The organism is Streptomyces inhibens (genome assembly GCF_022221585.1).
Classification (GTDB): Bacteria; Actinomycetota; Actinomycetes; order Streptomycetales; family Streptomycetaceae; genus Streptomyces; species Streptomyces inhibens.
Map to the genome: position 1 here is coordinate 8850517 of NZ_CP084681.1, position 15617 is coordinate 8866133.

The 15617-nt window shown below is 70.9% G+C and carries 16 protein-coding genes and 2 pseudogenes; 8 read left to right on the top strand and 10 right to left on the bottom strand.

Annotation, left to right across the window (positions count from 1 at the left end):
• Positions 1 to 134: 134 nt before the first annotated feature.
• Both KI385_RS39665 and KI385_RS39670 read left to right on the top strand, forming a co-directional pair.
• A complete protein-coding gene (locus KI385_RS39665) occupies positions 135 to 794 on the top strand; it encodes a TetR/AcrR family transcriptional regulator (RefSeq protein ID WP_238576848.1) in 660 nt (219 codons plus the stop codon).
• A gap of 83 nt (positions 795 to 877) precedes the next feature.
• Positions 878 to 1999: an IS630 family transposase gene (locus KI385_RS39670; protein ID WP_238576849.1), complete on the top strand. Its 1122-nt coding sequence runs from the start codon at positions 878 to 880 to the stop codon at positions 1997 to 1999.
• A 71-nt stretch (positions 2000 to 2070) separates the two neighbouring features.
• Here KI385_RS39670 and KI385_RS39675 read toward each other — a convergent pair whose 3' ends face one another.
• A complete protein-coding gene (locus KI385_RS39675; RefSeq protein WP_238576850.1) occupies positions 2071 to 2448 on the bottom strand; it encodes a nuclear transport factor 2 family protein in 378 nt (125 codons plus the stop codon).
• 548 nt (positions 2449 to 2996) lie between these two features.
• Complete coding sequence (locus tag KI385_RS39680) at positions 2997 to 3317, bottom strand: putative quinol monooxygenase (RefSeq protein ID WP_238576851.1); 321 nt, start codon at positions 3315 to 3317, stop codon at positions 2997 to 2999.
• Between the two features lie 105 nt (positions 3318 to 3422).
• Here KI385_RS39680 and KI385_RS39685 point away from each other — a divergent pair, with 105 nt between their 5' ends.
• A complete protein-coding gene (locus KI385_RS39685; RefSeq protein WP_238576852.1) occupies positions 3423 to 3740 on the top strand; it encodes an ArsR/SmtB family transcription factor in 318 nt (105 codons plus the stop codon).
• A 96-nt stretch (positions 3741 to 3836) separates the two neighbouring features.
• Here KI385_RS39685 and KI385_RS39690 read toward each other — a convergent pair.
• Both KI385_RS39690 and KI385_RS39695 read right to left on the bottom strand, forming a co-directional pair.
• Positions 3837 to 4040: pseudogene (locus KI385_RS39690) on the bottom strand (LLM class flavin-dependent oxidoreductase); the annotation flags it as partial.
• A gap of 231 nt (positions 4041 to 4271) precedes the next feature.
• Positions 4272 to 4919 carry a GntR family transcriptional regulator gene (locus KI385_RS39695; RefSeq protein ID WP_238576853.1) on the bottom strand — a complete coding sequence of 216 codons (648 nt, stop codon included), beginning with the start codon at positions 4917 to 4919 and terminating at the stop codon, positions 4272 to 4274.
• 340 nt (positions 4920 to 5259) lie between these two features.
• On the opposite strand from KI385_RS39695, the pseudogene KI385_RS39700 reads away from it, so the two are divergent.
• Positions 5260 to 5946 (top strand): annotated as a pseudogene (locus KI385_RS39700) (multidrug resistance efflux transporter family protein); the annotation flags it as partial.
• 9 nt (positions 5947 to 5955) lie between these two features.
• Here KI385_RS39700 and KI385_RS39705 read toward each other — a convergent pair.
• Positions 5956 to 7437 (bottom strand): APC family permease, encoded by a 1482-nt coding sequence (locus KI385_RS39705; RefSeq protein ID WP_238576854.1) that lies wholly within the window; start codon positions 7435 to 7437, stop codon positions 5956 to 5958.
• 225 nt (positions 7438 to 7662) lie between these two features.
• On the opposite strand from KI385_RS39705, the gene KI385_RS39710 reads away from it, so the two are divergent.
• Positions 7663 to 7935, top strand: a complete 273-nt coding sequence (locus KI385_RS39710; protein ID WP_238576855.1) for a toxin-antitoxin system HicB family antitoxin — start codon at positions 7663 to 7665, stop codon at positions 7933 to 7935.
• Positions 7932 to 8303, top strand: a complete 372-nt coding sequence (locus KI385_RS39715; protein WP_128510309.1) for a fic family toxin-antitoxin system, toxin component — start codon at positions 7932 to 7934, stop codon at positions 8301 to 8303. Before KI385_RS39710 ends, KI385_RS39715 begins: the two co-directional genes overlap by 4 nt.
• A 27-nt stretch (positions 8304 to 8330) precedes the next feature.
• Here KI385_RS39715 and KI385_RS39720 read toward each other — a convergent pair whose 3' ends face one another.
• The 4 genes from KI385_RS39720 to bioB form a co-directional block, all read right to left on the bottom strand.
• Entirely contained in the window at positions 8331 to 9002 is a 672-nt protein-coding gene (locus KI385_RS39720; RefSeq protein WP_238576856.1) for a class I SAM-dependent methyltransferase, read from the bottom strand.
• 169 nt (positions 9003 to 9171) lie between these two features.
• Positions 9172 to 9918, bottom strand: a complete 747-nt coding sequence (bioD, locus tag KI385_RS39725; protein WP_281066950.1) for a dethiobiotin synthase — start codon at positions 9916 to 9918, stop codon at positions 9172 to 9174.
• 88 nt (positions 9919 to 10006) lie between these two features.
• Entirely contained in the window at positions 10007 to 11311 is a 1305-nt protein-coding gene (locus KI385_RS39730) for an adenosylmethionine--8-amino-7-oxononanoate transaminase (protein WP_238576858.1), read from the bottom strand.
• The gene (gene bioB / locus KI385_RS39735; RefSeq protein ID WP_238576859.1) at positions 11304 to 12461 is read right to left on the bottom strand and encodes a biotin synthase BioB; all 1158 of its coding nucleotides are present in this window, start codon (positions 12459 to 12461) and stop codon (positions 11304 to 11306) included. Before bioB ends, KI385_RS39730 begins: the two co-directional genes overlap by 8 nt.
• A 156-nt stretch (positions 12462 to 12617) precedes the next feature.
• Between bioB and KI385_RS39740 the strand changes: the two genes are divergently transcribed.
• Both KI385_RS39740 and KI385_RS39745 read left to right on the top strand, forming a co-directional pair.
• Complete coding sequence (locus KI385_RS39740; RefSeq protein WP_238576860.1) at positions 12618 to 13868, top strand: 8-amino-7-oxononanoate synthase; 1251 nt, start codon at positions 12618 to 12620, stop codon at positions 13866 to 13868.
• Positions 13869 to 14207: 339 nt separating this feature from the next.
• Entirely contained in the window at positions 14208 to 14636 is a 429-nt protein-coding gene (locus KI385_RS39745) for an ATP-binding protein (RefSeq protein ID WP_238576861.1), read from the top strand.
• 28 nt (positions 14637 to 14664) lie between these two features.
• Here the strand turns inward: KI385_RS39745 and KI385_RS39750 are convergent, their stop codons facing one another.
• A complete protein-coding gene (locus KI385_RS39750) occupies positions 14665 to 15582 on the bottom strand; it encodes a LysR family transcriptional regulator (RefSeq protein ID WP_238576862.1) in 918 nt (305 codons plus the stop codon).
• Positions 15583 to 15617: the final 35 nt, after the last annotated feature.

The window sequence follows — 15617 nt, forward strand, 5'->3', positions numbered from 1 at the left end:
ATCGGTCGCCTGACCCGGATAACAGGGCACGAGTGGCATGCCGGCCCGTCCGGCACGCTCATGTCCTCATTATGCACGCGGTGCGTGCAACGCCAAGTGCATAGGTTAGGCTGAGATCTGGTGAGAGGAGCAAGATGGCAGGCCGAAGGCGTTGGTCGACCGAAGAGATCCTGGATGCGGCGGCGGAGCTGCTGCGCACGAGCGACGCGGATTCGTTCAGCGTGCGCAAGCTGGCCGCGGCCCTCGGGACCGATTCCTCCAGCCTTTACCGGCACTTCCGCAGCAAGACCGAACTGCTGCGCGCGGTCGCCGACCGGATTCTCCTGGCCGCCATGGACGGCCACCGCGCCGAGGGCGACTGGAAGCAGCGCATCACGGCCCTGGCCCTGCGCGTGAGAGAGGCCTTCGGTCAGCAGCCCCAGCTCGCCGCGGTCTGGGGACGTTACGCGTCAGGCGGCACCGGTTCCCGGCTGGTCATGGAAGAGGTGCTACAGGCGCTGCGTGCGTCGGGACTGCCCGACGAGGAGATCCCGGTGCGCTACCACCGGATCGCGGTCCTCATCGCCGCATTGATCGCTTCCGAGGCCGGGGTCAGCGCGGTCACCCCGGAAGAGCACGAACAGGGCATGGAGTTGTTCCGCGTGGCGGTACTGGGCGCCGACCCCGAACGCTTCCCGGCCCTGGCCCACTTCGCCCGCGACGTCAGCCCCCTCGGGGCGGACCGCCGCGCCGCATTCGAGGACATCCTCGCTGCCCAACTCGCCCAAATCGAAGCCGCAATCTGCTCGAGCTAGTGCTGTGACCGTGAAGGTTCGCCGGGTTGGTGGTCGCGACGGTTGGATGTGCGGTGACGTCCGATCCGATCGCTGGAGGCGCGGTGGCTGAGCCTGTCCGTGTACGCAGACTGACCGGCCAGGAGGGGCAGAAGCTGCAGCAGATCGTGCGCCGGGGCAGCACGAGTTCGGTGCGCTACCGGCGCGCGATGATGCTGCTCGCCTCGGCGGGCGGGAACCGGGTGCCGGTGATCGCCCAGCTGGTCCAGGCCGACGAGGACACCGTGCGCGATGTGATCCACCGCTTCAACGAGATCGGCCTGGCCTGCCTGGACCCTCAGTGGGCGGGAGGCCGTCCCCGCCTACTCAGTCGTGACGACGAGGACTTCGTCATCCGGACGGCCACCACTCGTCCCAGCAAGCTCGACCAGCCCTTCACCCGCTGGTCGATCCGCAAACTCGCCGCCTACCTGCGGAAAGTGCACGGACGTGTCATCCGCATCGGCCGTGAAGCCTTACGGTGCCTGCTCCGGCGCCGCGGCATCACCTTCCAGCGCACCAAGACCTGGAAGGAGTCACCCGACCCTGATCGCGATGCCAACCTCGACCGGATCGAGCAGGTGCTGGACCGCTTCCCGGACCGGGTCTTCGCCTTCGACGAGTTCGGGCCCCTGGGGATCCGGCCCATCGCGGGCTCCTGCTGGGCGAAGCAGGGCAAGCCCAACCGGCTGCCGGCGACCTACCGCCGCACCCACGGCGTCACCTACTTCCACGGCTGCTACTCCGTGGGCGACGACCGCCTGTGGGGCGTCAACCGCCGCCGCAAGGGCACCGCCAACACCCTGGCCGCGCTCAAGTCGATCCGCGCCGCCCGACCCGACGGCGCCCCGATCTACATCATCCTGGACAACCTCTCCTCCCACACCGGCGCGGACATCCGCCGCTGGGCGAAGAAGAACAAGGTCGAGCTGTGCTTCACCCCGACCTACGCTTCCTGGGCCAACCCGATCGAGGCCCACTTCGGCCCGCTGCGGCAGTTCACCCTGGCCAACTCCCACCACCGCAGCCACCCCGCGCAAACCCAGGCACTGCACCGCTACCTGCGCTGGCGCACCACCAACGCCCGCCACCCCGACGTACTCGCCGCCCAACGCAAGGAACGTGCCCGCATCCGCAGCGAAAAGGGCATCCGCTGGGGCGGACGCCCCCTCAGCACCGCAGCCTGACCAACTGCGAACCGCAGCCCCCGAGCGCCGAAGGGGCAAGTTCAGGAGAAGGACAGCGACAGAAGGATGACTCAGGAGGCGGACGCCTCGATCTCCCCCGCAAAGACGATGACCTGGTCGATGAGGCTCCGCCGCAGATGGACGACGTCCGTTCCCGCCAGGCGGGGGCCTCCATCCGGCGTGGTGAAGACCCACTTGTACCGGGCCCACTCGTCAGGCATGTCCACCGCTGAGCAGCGCACCATCGTGCCGGTCCCCGCTGGGTGGCGCCGGATGTCCAGCACGAACCGCTCGACCGCCGCGATTCCTTCGCTGCGGCCCAACGGCCCCCAGAAGACCACGTCTGAGGTCAGGGCCTGGGAGAGCAGGGCAGTCACATAGCTGTCGTCCGAGGCGTTGAACGCGGAGATGAACGTGTCGATCGCGGAGCGTGCGGTCTCTTCCTGCATGCTCCAGTAATACCAGCCGTTTCGCGTGCGCTCGTCCCGCGAGCCGCCTTCCGATCACGGTGAACCATCCCGGTCACAGCACTAGCCGACCGGCTCGGGAGTGTCGGCAAACGACCGCGCAGTCGGCGGGCGAACGCTTCGGGCAGACGCGCGTTGTTGCTGTCCTCCTCCATCAGGACGACGGTCGCGCCGAAGGGGTCGGGGTGGTTGAGCTGGATCGGAGTGAAGGCGAACTCGACTGCCGCCCTGTCGCTTTCAAACCAGCGGACTCTCGCCCGATCTCACCCGCGCCGGCGGATTCTCGCTGCGCCGCGCACCGAGCGGCAGCATTTGTGCCCCGTTTCAGCCGAACCCGCCCCCGGCCTCAATAAGCCGGGTCCGATGCGCTCACCTTTCAGGCGAACGATCCACGGGGGCATGGCCGCCATCCGGTCTCGCGGAACCTTGCCCCTGTCTCGCCGGACCTCTTTCGATTCCCATGGCAGGGGCAAGGCCGGCTGAGAAGCTCAAGTTCGGCACGGCGCCACAGAGGCTGTCGGAGTCAGCAGTCAGGAACGGGCGGCGGGCTGGTACGGGCTGTGCATGGTGAGAAAACGGATGTCGAGGTCGGATTTCAGGTAATCCATGCGCTGCTCCCAGAAGGCCCGCATGCGCGGGAGGGCCAGGTGGGCGTCGAGATCAGCCTGAGAGCGCCATGCCTCGTAGAAGACAAAGACGCCGGGTTCATCGCGGTCCTCATGGAAGTGGTACTCCAGGCAACCGGGCTCCTGCCGGGTCGGCTCAACGAATGAGAGCAGGAGCTGTTTCAGCTCTGCGGCGCGTTCGGGCTTGGGGTGAGCGGTGCCGACGAGTGTGAGCGGCTGAGTCATGAGAGTTCTCTCCTCGATAGGTACGATGAATCTCGTACCTTCGTGACGCTAGCGAGTCTGTAGGTACGATGCAAGCCATACCTGAACGGAGAGGGAGGTGTCCTGATGCCCGACGACGAAGGCCACCCGGCCGTCGGGGAGATCGAGCTCGGCCCGGTGCTCACCGCGCTGGCGGATCCCCTGCGCCGCCGAGTGGTGCGTGTGTTGGCGGCCGAGCCCGACGGCACGGCGCGGACGTGCAGCTCCTTCGCACTGCCGGTCTCCAAGGCGACCGTCACGCACCACTTCCGGATTCTGCGCGAAGCCGGGCTGGTCAGGCAGGTCTCCCGAGGTAACAGCCGGATGGCCAGCCTGCGCCGGACTGACCTCGAGAGGCGGTTTCCCGGATTGCTGGCCATCGTGGCAGCCGAGCCGGAGGAATGACCTCGGGAGCGGGCCGGTTCCGATTCGGGCCCGCACCTTTCAGCTTCGTACGGAGCGGGACCTGGAGCGTGCCGAGGACCTGTTCCGCCTCAGCTTGTTGAGGACGAAGGTGCCCACCCGCGGCCGCTCGGTCGCCTCCGCCGCTGCGATCAGCGCCGGGAACGGCGCCGGTATGCCCAGATGGTCCGGGACGAGCAGTACGTCATAGCCCAGCTCCTCGGCGTGCCGGCACTTTTCGCGCCAGGTGGTTCCCGAATCGATGGTCGGCATATTGATGCCGAAGCGGAACGGACGTGGCATGAAGCCCCCTTGGAAAGCGCGCGATCGGCGTCGATCGTGACCGGTCACCGCCCCGTGCAACCATGATCCGTTTCAACGCCGGGGGACGAAGACCCATTCCCGTGCGGCGGCCACATCCCTGCCGTACCGTCGCGCCCGCCCCCAGCTCACGGTCCAACAGGTCCTGCGGAAAGACCACTTGGGCCTCGCCCGCGCCTTCGCTCTTGGCGTTCATGCCGTGGCCGGCGGTGATCACGAGGGGTCGTCCATCGCGTCGAGACCGCCCCAGATCTCGCCCGACAGCTCCACGGCGGCCTCCGTCGCGCCCGCCGCGCAGGCGTCGATCAGCGCATCGTGCCGCTCGGCGGACGCGCGCGCCGCGGCGCTTGAGAAGCGGCGGCGCTCCGGTCTGCGCAGCAGCGGGGTGTAACGGCGGACCGTCTCGGCCAGCGCCGCGTTGCCGCACACCTCGATCGGTACCGCGTGCAGTTCGTCGTCGGCGGCGATGGCGGCGAGCGCGTCCTCGGCGTCCAGCGCGCGGACGAACGCGGCATTGGCCGCCCGCATCCGGTCGAGATGCTCCTCGGTCATCCGGGGGACCGCCTCGCGTACGGCCAGCGCATGCATCGCCTGGACGACGGCGAGCGCGTCCCGGATCTCCTCGGCCACGACGGGGGCGACCCGGGTATAGCTCTGCGGCTTGGACACCACCAGTCGTTCCGCGGCCAGGCGGGCGAGCGCCTGCCGTACCGGGGCGCGGGAGAGCCCCAGCCGTTCGGCGAGCTCGGCATCGTTGAGTTTCTGGCCGGGCGGCAGCTCGCCGGAGACGATCGCCTCCAGCAGCGCGTCATACGCCTCGTCGCGCAGCAGCCTTCTCGGCACCGGTTCCAGTGCGGTCACGCCCTCGATCTTATGCGCGGACCCCCGCCCGCCGAGGCGCCCCGCAAAGGAACTAACATTTCAGATATCAATTTCGCCCCTCTCGGGAAAGCGGGAGGTCAGGACACCTGTCCAGGGCGATGTAACGGCGATACAGCGGGGAGACGGACGCGTGCCGACACGGATACGGATACCCGGCGGCCGGGGCGCGGCCGCGCGCTCCGGTACGGGGGGTGTGGCGGGCCCGATGGCCCTGGGGCTGATCGCCGCCGCCTGCTTCGCCACCACCTTTGTGCTCAACCGCTGGATGAGCGTGGCCGGCGGCTCCTGGATGTGGAGCGCGAGCCTGCGCTACCTCTTCATGGTCGTCCCGCTGGTCGCGCTGGTGGCCGCGCGCGGCGGTCTGCCCGGCGTACTGCGCACTCTGCGCGCCCGCCCCACGACCTGGCTGATCTGGTCGACCGTGGGCTTCGGCCTCTTCTACGCGCCGCTCACCTGGGCCGGCCAGGCAGGGGCGGGCTGGCTCGTCGCCTCGACCTGGCAGCTGGTGATCGTCGCGGGCATCGGGCTGGGCGCGCTCGGCGGCGGCCGGGTCCCGTTGCGTACGCTCGGGGTCTCCGCGCTGATCGTCGTCGGCGTGCTGCTGGCCCAGCTGCAGCACGCCGACGGTACGGGCCCGGCCACGGTCCTCCGGGTGGTGCTGCCGGTCATGATCGCCGCCGTCGCCTACCCGCTCGGCAACCGCAAACTCCTCGGGCTCGACGGCCTGGACGGCGTCCAGCGCACCCTGGCGATGACACTGGGCTCGCTCCCGCTGTGGCTGGCGCTGGCGGCCACCGCGGCGGTGACCCAAGGCCCGCCCGTCGGCGGCCAGTTGACGCAGTCGCTGATCGTCGCCCTGGTCTCCGGCGTCGTGGCCACCACGCTCTTCTTCCGCGCCACCGACCTGGTGCGCCACCACCCCGCCGCCCTGGGCGCGGTCGAGGCCACCCAGGCGGCCGAGGTGCCGTTCACCCTGCTCGGCGAGGCGCTGATGGTGGGCGTGGCGGCGCCGGCGCTAACGGGCTGGGCCGGTCTCGCGCTCATCGTCCTGGGGCTGTGTGCGCATGCGCTGGGTCATGTACCCGGCGGCGGCGACCGCGAGCAGCAGGACGACGGTGCCGAGGGTGAACGTCTCGAACGCGAGCCGGGAGACGCTCCAGGTCGCCCGGAAGTCGTACGGGATGCCGAAGAGCTCCTCCAGGGTGCCGGGAAACAGTGCCACCCATGAGCCGAGCAGGATCCAGGCGTAGACGAGCACGACCGCGACCGTGAAGCCGCGGGTGCCGAAGGGGACCTGATAGGGCCGGGGCACCGAGCGGTGACGCAGCCGCAGCACCAACAACGAGGGAATCACGGCGAGATAGGACAGCAGCAGCGTGGTGATCGCGACGGACAGCACCACACCGAAGACGGAGGAGGTGTCCCCGCTCGCCAGATGCATCGCGGCGACCATGAAGGCGGTGGCGGTGACACCGGAGACCAGATTCATCCGGACCGGTGTGCCCAGCCGCGGATGGAAGGTGCCCAGGCCGCGGGTGAAGAACCCACCGTCGGCGGCCGCCATCGCCTGCATCCGGTCGGCGACGATCATCCAGGCGCTGCCCTGGGTCAGCAGCGCCACCGCGAACAGCACGGCGACAAAGGTCAGAAGGGGGTCGCGCCAGCCGCCGTAGATACCGAAGACCAGCCGGGCGGCATCCATGAAACCGCCGACGCCGGTGACCTGGCCGCCCGGGGCGACGGAGAGGATGGCCAGTACCGGCAGCAGATAGCAGCAGGTGGCGATGGCGCCGGAGACCCCGATCGCGACCGGCACATCGTGCTGCGCATCGAGCATCTCGTCCCCCGCCGCGTTGGGCGCCTCGAACCCGACGAACGCGAACAGCAGCACCGGCACCAGTGCCAGAAACCCGGCACCGCTGGGCGCGAAACCGGCGCCCGACAAGCCCCGGAAACCGTGCTGGACGCCGTACGCCACGGCGGTACCGGTGAAGAACGCCAGCGCCAGGACCTTGGCCCCGGCACCGGTCGTGGTGATCCATTTGCCGCGGCGCAGCGACACCACCGCGGTGAGGATGGCGGCCCAGATGAAGACGAGCTTGAAGGCGTAGTCGGCCACCGTTCCCGAGCCGAGCGGAAAGACGAAGCCGTCCCAGGCCTCGGCGGCCACGAAGACCAGCGAGCCGCCCAGCCAGACCGGGTTGGTGACCCAATAGAACATGGTGGTCAGCGCGGCCGCCAGCCTGCCGAAGGCCACCTCCACCCAGACATAGGGCCCGCCTTCCTGCGGGAACGCGGCGCCGGTCTCGGCGAAGATCAGGGCGTAGGGCAGCAGGAACGCCACCGCGATAACGGCGATCCAGGTAACGGCCTGGCCGCCTCCGGAGGCGATCTGCCCGATCACATCGAAGGAGATCACGGCGGCGACGCCGATCGCCATGATGTCGAAGCGACGCAGGCTGCGCTTCAGATTCGGGACGGAGGCTGGGACGGACACTGCGGTGGTCCTCCTGGGGCCGAGCGGTAGGGCGGTCCGGTCAGTCGCTGATCGCGCCGGTGTGCCGAGTCCCGCACGATCACCCCGGTCTCACGACGGATCACATCGTGCGGCATCCGCTCCGGCAGCGTGGGCAGCGGCGCGCGCGGCGGCCTCCGCTCCGGCCCGGCACCTCACGGGCGACGACGCTTGCCGGTGCTAGCGGATGCGCGCTAGCTTGGAGGGGTGGCGAAGACACAGCTGAACGTCCGGGTGGACGAAGCCACCGCCGAAGCGGCGCGAGCGCGCGCCCTGCAGCGGGGAGTGAGCGTGAACCGCTATATCGAGGAGCTCGTCCTGAAGGACGCCGGCGAGGTCGGACAGACCTTCGTCGAGGCCGCCTCCGACTTCATGAAGCAGTACGAGCGGGTCTTCGCCGAGGAATTCGGCCTGGAACCGGGCGGCGCCCATGGCCGTCCCTCCACCCCCCACCGCGAAGGACAGCCGGGCACAACGTGACGCTGCGCATCGACCTCGCCTGGCTCCTCCTGATCGCCGAACAGCACACCCCCGGAGACCCCCAGGTCTCCGACTGGGGCGCCCTCGTGGCCGCCGTCAGCCGCCATGAAGCGGAAATATTCGGTGTGCCCGTCTACACCGATCCCCAGGACCGCGCCGCCGCCCTCCTCCAACTCCTCCTCCAGGTACCGGCGTTGGAGCGCTCGAACGCCATGTTCGCGACCGCCGTCGCCTACGGCTATCTCGTCGCCAGCGGCCTGAAGATCGCCACCTCCCCCGAGCAGGTCCGCGACCTGGCCCGCCTCGTCAAGGAAGGCACGGCGGACGTCCACGCCATCGCCGACGAACTGCGCACCTGGACGGTGTGAGGCGACTGAGCGCCGCCGCCGGGTAACTCAGTCGCCCGGCCGCCGTGCCATCCCCAGCACCGCCGGCGACGTCGGGAGCGTCGGCCCCCGCTCCGGTACCTTCAACCGCCGCATCCGCACCACCTCGAACCCCGCGCCCCGGATCTCGCCCAGCGGATCGCGACCGGTGTGACAGCCACCCATCAGCAGCGGCCAGACCGTGTGGTCCAACGACCACTGCACCGCCGCCAGCCCCCGCCCCGCCGCCCGCCCGTGCTCGAAGAACCGCAGCTCACCACCGGGACGCAGCACCCGCCGCAGCTCCATCAGCGCCCGCTGCACATCGCGCACCGAACACAGCACCAGCGACGCCACGGCCGTATCGAACGCCTCGCTCTTGACCGGCAGGGACTCCGCCACCCCGGGCACCACATCCACGGGCACCTCGACATGCGCCGCCGCCGACCGGGCCACCTCCCGGAGCGTGGACTCCGGCTCGATGGCCACCACCTCCGAAACCGTCCCCGGATAGTGCGGAAAGTTCAGTCCGGGCCCGGCGCCGACCTCGATGACCCGCCCCGTCGCGCCCGTCAGCAACTCCTTGCGGAGCCCTGCGACCCCCGCCCGCGCGTCCGCGGCCGGACCGCAGCAGCTCGCGTAGAAGCGGGCGAACACCGGGTGGTGCACGGTGCCTTGCGGAATTCTCCTGCGCTGCAACATGACGGGCCCTTTCGCCGGCGGTAGCCCCCTCCTGCCTGTCAGTCTCCCCACCTGGAAGGGGACAAGTCCCACGGCGCCGTACCGCGCGGCATTCGGATATCCGTACGAGCCTGACCGTGCGGCCTCCTGGCCACTCCGCCGGCGGTTCCGCGTCGAGCGCCGCGCGACCTCACGCGCTCGGGGGAGTGCGGAACGCGCCCGATCCACCGAGCTCCGGCGCCAGCCAGTCGGGGGCCGCGGCGCGGAAGGCGTGCGGCGGCAGCCCGCCGGAGCCCTCCGGGATGACGCCGAGGAGCGGGGCGCCGGCGGCGTCCGGGAGGTCGGCCAGATTGCAGCGGGACGCCAGATCGGGTTCGGCCGGCCAGCTGCCGATGACGACGCCGGGGGAGTCGAGCCCGTACGAGCGCAGTGCCAGCGCGGTGAGTGCGGTGGTGTTGAGGGTGCCAAGGCCGGCCTGGGCGACCACGAGGACGGGGGCGTCCGCCAGCCGCGCGGCGTCGGCGAGGGTGTGGCCGTCCGCGTCGAAGCGTACGAGCAGACCGCCCGCACCCTCGACGAGTACCAGGTCGTGCGAGGCGGCCAGCTTGGCGGCGGCCTCGGCGATCTCCTGGGGGCTCACCGGCGGCAGACCGGCCCGCAGGGCGGCCGTGGCGGGCGCCAACGGGTCGGGGTAGCGGGCGAGTTCGCTGAGGGTGACCGGACCGGCCAGCCGCTCGACCTCCGCCGCATCGCCCCTCTCGTGCGCGGTGACGCCGGTCTGGGCCGGCTTGAGCACGGCCACCGAACGGCCCTGGGCGAGCGCGGCCGCGGCGATCGCGGCCGTGGTCACGGTCTTGCCGATCTCCGTGCCCGTGCCGGTCACGAACAGCACCGACATGGTGTACCTCCGACTCCGCGCGGACGATCCCGCGCGCATTGACTGGGTGAATGGTCTCTGCGGTGCGGCGGCGGGTGCGCCGGGCCCGGCCGGTTCGTTCACCAACTGGCCCCGCGCTCCCCGGAGTTCAGCCCACGCGTGCTGCCGCGCACACCGCGGCGCAGATGCGCGCCACATCCTCGTCGCCGGTGATGTACGGCGGCATCGTGTAGATCAGATCCCGGAACGGGCGCAGCCATACGCCCTCCCGTACCGCCGCCCGGGTCGCGGCCGCCATGTCCACCTCGTGGTCGAGCTGGACGACACCGATCGCGCCGAGGACACGTACGTCACGTACCCCGGCGATGCTCCCGGCCGCCGCCAGACCGTTCCGCAGCCCGGCCTCGATCCGCTTGACCTCCTGCGCCCAGTCCTGGGACAGCAGGAGCTCGATCGAGGCGTCGGCGACGGCCGCGGCGAGCGGATTGCCCATGAAGGTGGGGCCGTGTGCCAGCACCGGCAGTTCGCCGCGCGAGATGCCGTCCGCGACGGCCGCCGTGCACAGCGTCGCCGCCAGGGTCAGATATCCGCCGGTCAGCGCCTTGCCGAGGCACATCACGTCCGGTGCGACCCCCGCGTGTTCGGCGGCGAAGAGGGCGCCCGTACGGCCGAAGCCGGTGGCGATCTCGTCGAAGACGAGCAGTACGCCGTGCGTGTCGCAGGCCTCCCGCAGCACCCGCAAATAGCCGGGGGAGTGGAACGACATCCCGCCCGCACCCTGCACCACGGGCTCCACGATCACCGCTGCCAGCTCCTCGGCGTGCCGGCCGATCAGCTCGCGCAGATGGGCCGCGTACGCCTCGTCGGGCGCGGCGTCGAAGCCGGCCGGCGGCGCGTCCGCGAAGATCTGCCGCGGCAGCACCCCCTGCCACAGCTCATGCATCCCGCCGTCCGGGTCGCAGACCGACATCGGCTGCCAGGTGTCGCCGTGATAGCCGCCCCGCCAGGTCAACAACCGCTGTTTGCGGGGCTTTCCGAGCGAGCGCCAGTACTGCAGGCACATCTTGACGGCGACCTCGACCGACACCGAACCGGAGTCGGCGAGGAAGACGTGCTGGAGTGGCTCGGGCGTGATGTCGACCAGCCGCTTCGCCAGGCGTACGGCGGGCTCATGGGTGAGCCCGCCGAACATCACATGGCTCATCCGCTCCAGCTGGCCGCACGCGGCGTCATTGAGCGCCGGGTGGTTGTAGCCGTGCACCGCCGACCACCAGGAGGACATGCCGTCCACCAACTCGTCCCGGCCCTCGGCGGGTTCGGCCAGCCGGAGCCGCACGCCGGACGCCGACTCGACCAGCAGCGGTGCGGCCTTGCCGGGCATCGGCCCGTACGGATGCCACACATGCTGCCGGTCGAGGGCGAGCAGTTCGCGAGGGGTGAGCGACTCAGGCATTGGGCGGAAGGTCCGTACCGGCGCCGCGGCGGCGCACCGCGACCAGGTCGCGGCGGGTCTCGTCGGAGGGGGCGGGAACGGGGGCGGCGGGCGCGTCGGCGTCCTCGGCGGTGGTCGCCTGCGCTTCCGCCCCGTCGCCGCACGGCCTGCGGTGCTCGGGCAGCGTCGTGGTGTCCGTGCCCTCGACCTCGAAGCCGGCGTCCGTGATCATCGCCAGGTCGTCCTTGCCGGCCTGGCCCTCACTGGTCAGATAGTCGCCGAGGAAGATGGAGTTGACCAGGTGCAGGGCGAGCGGCTGCATGCTGCGCAGATGGACCTCGCGGCCGCCGGCCAGCCGTACCTCGATGTCCGGGCAGACGAACCGGACCATCGCCAGGATGCGCAGCGCGCGCTGCGGGGTGAGGTTCCATTCCTTGGCGAGCGGGGTGCCCTCGAACGGGATCAGGAAGTTGACCGGGACGGAGTCGGGGTCCAGCTCGCGCAGCGCGAAGACCACATCGACGAGGTCGGCGTCGCTCTCACCCATACCGGCGATCAGACCGGAGCAGGCGGACATGCCGGCCGCCTGGGCCTGCTGGACGGTGGAGACCCGGTCGGAGAAGTCATGCGTGGTGCAGATGTCGCCGTATGTGGCTTCTGAGGTGTTGAGGTTGTGGTTGTACGCATCGGCGCCCGCCGCGCGCAGCCGGTCCGCCTGGCCGTCGGAGAGCAGACCCAGACAGGCGCACACCTCCACGCCCTCGTTCTGCTCCTTGATGGTGGAGATGGTCTCCGAGACCCGGTCCACGTCCTTGTCGGTGGGGCCGCGGCCGCTGGCCACCAGGCAGACGCGCTTGGCGCCACCGGCCACCCCGGCGGCGGCCGCCTTGGAGGCGTCATCGGGCTTGAGCCAGGTGTACTTGAGGATCTCGGCCTTGGAGCCCAGCCGCTGGGAGCAGTACGAGCAGTCCTCGGGGCACAGGCCCGACTTGAGGTTGACGAGGTAGTTGAGCTTGACCCGCCGCCCGAACCACTGACGGCGCACCTTTCCGGCCGCGGCCACGACATCGAGCAGTTCGTCATCGGAGGTCGCCAATACGGCCAGCGCCTCTTCGCGGGTCGGCAACTCGCGCCGCAGTCCCTTGTCCACCAGTGTGTTCAGCAGGTCCATGGCGTTGATCCTGACGTACGCCACCGCCCCCGGCCAAGGAGGATTCCCACAACGAGCATGGATCGGGGTGTGTGTATCGCCACACCGTGTGGCTGCGGAACGACCGCTAACGTCTATCGACAGCCCACAATCGAGGCCGACTCACAAAGGACGCCGATGCCGCAGGACTCCGCCCCGTCGCTGCTCCGCGACGCCTCGCCCGCGACCCCCGCCGAGCCGTCCGCCGCGCCCGCCCGGCAGGCGCACGACTCGCCCTCCCCGCAGGCGTATCACGCGGCCTTCGACTGGATCGACGCGGCACACGCCGAGCGCCGCCGTGCCGGACTCGTCCGCACCCTGCGCCCCCGCCCCGTCGATTCCCCGCTGCTCGATCTGGCCAGCAACGACTATCTCGGACTCGCCCGGCACCCCGAGGTCACCCGGGGCGCGGCCGCCGCCGCACACCGCTGGGGAGCGGGCGCGACCGGCTCCCGGCTGGTCACCGGCAGCACCGAGCTGCACGCCCGGCTGGAGACGGAACTCGCCGCGTTCTGCGGCTTCGAGGCGGCTTTGGTGCTGTCCTCCGGATATGCCGCGAATCTCGCCGCCGTCACCGCCCTCACCGCCCCTGGCACCCTGATCGTCTCCGACGCCGGCAACCACGCCTCCCTGATCGACGGCTGCCGGCTCTCCCGGGCCCGTACCGAAGTGGTCCCGCACGCCGATCCGGAGGCCGTACGCACCGCGCTGACCGGCCACGACGGCAGGACGCTCGCCGTCACCGACTCGGTGTTCTCGGTCGACGGCGACGCCGCGCCGCTGCCCGCGCTCGCCGAGGTGTGCCGGGCAGCGGGCGCGGCTCTCCTCGTCGACGACGCACATGGCCTGGGCGTTCTGGGCGACGGGGGGAGTGGCGCGCTGCGGGCGGCCGGACTGGCCGGTGACGGCGATGTGGTGGCCACCGTGACGCTCTCCAAGTCGCTCGGCTCCCAGGGCGGCGCGGTGCTCGGCCCGGCCCGGGTCATCGAGCACCTGGTCAACACCGCCCGGTCGTTCATCTTCGACACCGGTCTCGCCCCGGCGGCGGTCGGCGGCGCCCTTGCCGCGCTGCGCCTGCTGCGTCGCGAACCGCAGCGCGCCACCCGCGCCGGGCAGGTCGCACGCGAGCTGCACGGGCGGCTCACCGCGGCAGGTCTGGCGGCGGTACGGCCGGATGCCGCGGTGGTCTCGGTACGCGCCCCGTCGCCGGAAGCCGCGGTCCGCTGGGCCGCCGACTGCCGTACGGCCGGCCTTGCGGTCGGCTGCTTCCGGCCGCCGTCCGTACCCGACGGGATCTCCAGGCTGCGGCTCACCGCCCGCGCGGATCTGACGGATGCCCAGCTCGATATGGCGGTCGGCACGATCGTGGCCGCGGCGCCGGCGGTGTGAACAGGCGGCGGCTCGATCCGGCGGCGGCCTGAACCGGCTACGGCCTGAACCGGTGGGGCGGTCGCCGTCCGAGCGTCACCACCGGCTCCACCGGGTCCATCAGATCCCTCGGGCCCGTCGAGCCCCGTGCGCCCCAAATCCGTTCTCGCGTAGCAGAGTTCACCGCATTGAGCGATAGATATCTGTATATGTTGGTGGATCGAGCACCACACCGGCAGCATGGGTGGCACTCTGGCGCACAGCAGAAGTCCGAGGCCGGATCGGTGTCCCGAGCGGCATCCCGGCGTCCCTGGTCAGCGGACCGGAGCCGGGACTCGGTGGGAAAGGGACGGCGTCGCGATGGCAGACCACCAAGAATCCTCACTCACTCTGCCGAGCGCCCCGGCCTCGGTCGTCATCGCCCGCAGACACGCCCTGGCCGTGCTCGCCGAATGGGGCCTGCCGGCCGATTCCGAAACCGCCGACTCCGTCCGTCTGATCGTCTCCGAACTCGCGACCAACGCCGTCCAGCACACCCTCGGCCAGTCCCCGACCTTCACCATCGAGCTACGGCTCGATCGCGACGAACACCTGCGCGTCGGTGTCACCGACAGCCATCCGCGCCGGCCGCGCAGGCTGCCCGCCGCGGTCCAGCAGGACAACGGCCGCGGCATGGTCATCGTCCGCTTCCTCGCCGCGGAGGCCGGCGGCCGCCTCTCGGTCGTCCCCACCGCGTCCGGCGGCAAGACCGTCTGGATCGCCATGCCATGGCCGGTCGCCATCCGCTGACCAGGGCTTCCGCCGCAGAGACCGTGCGTCATGGTGCGGGGGAGTGGCGGGTGAAGGCCCCGCGCAACAGGGCCCGCAGGGTGTCAGCGGCCGGGGTGCCGCCCCCGGGGCGGTAGGCCACCGAGATCCGGCGATGCAGCTCCGGTGGGTCCAGCCGGCGGATCCCCAGCGGGGTCACCGAGCCCTCCGCCATCATCTCCGGCACCACCGCCACCCCGAGCCCGGCGCTCACCAGCGCACACACCACTGCATAGCTCGGCGACTCACAGCGCACCGCCACACTCGCCCCGGCCGCCGCCAGCGCCGCCTCCACCTCGCGCCGGTTGGGGTTGGCCGGCGCCATGCTGACCAGCGGCTGGCCGGCCAGCTCGGCCAGCGGCAGCCGTCCTGCGCCCGCCGACAGGGCATGGCCGGGCGCCGTGACGAGCACCAGCTCCTCGGTCAGCAGCGGCTCCAGACTCACACCGTCCGGCGGCGGCATCGCCTCGCCCGGCACGTACTCGTGCGTCAGCGCCAGATCGATCTCGCCCAGCGCCACCGCCGCGGTGTCCTGCGGCGGTACGAACTCCGTCACGCTGAGCTCCACATCGGGGTGCGCACGACGGAACGAGCTGAGTGCGGGCGGCAGCAGATGCGTACCGGCGGTCATGAACGTGCCGATCCGCAGCCGGCCGCCGGACAACCCCGCCAGCTGCGACAGCTCGTGCCGGGCCTGATCCAGCTCGTCGAGCACCCGCCGGGCCCGTATGAGCAGCAGCTCCCCGGCCGCCGTCAGCCGCGCCCCGCGGTGGTGGCGCACCAGCAGCGCCGCCCCGGCCTCCCGCTCCAGCTTGGCGAGCTGCTGGGAGAGCGCGGGGGCGGTGTAGCCGAGCCGGGCGGCGGCCCGGGTGATCGAACCGGCTTCCGCGACCGCCACCAGAGCGGCCAGCCGTGTGGGGTCGTACATAAGAACCTCTTTAGGCCATCAAAGAAGATTGCCAA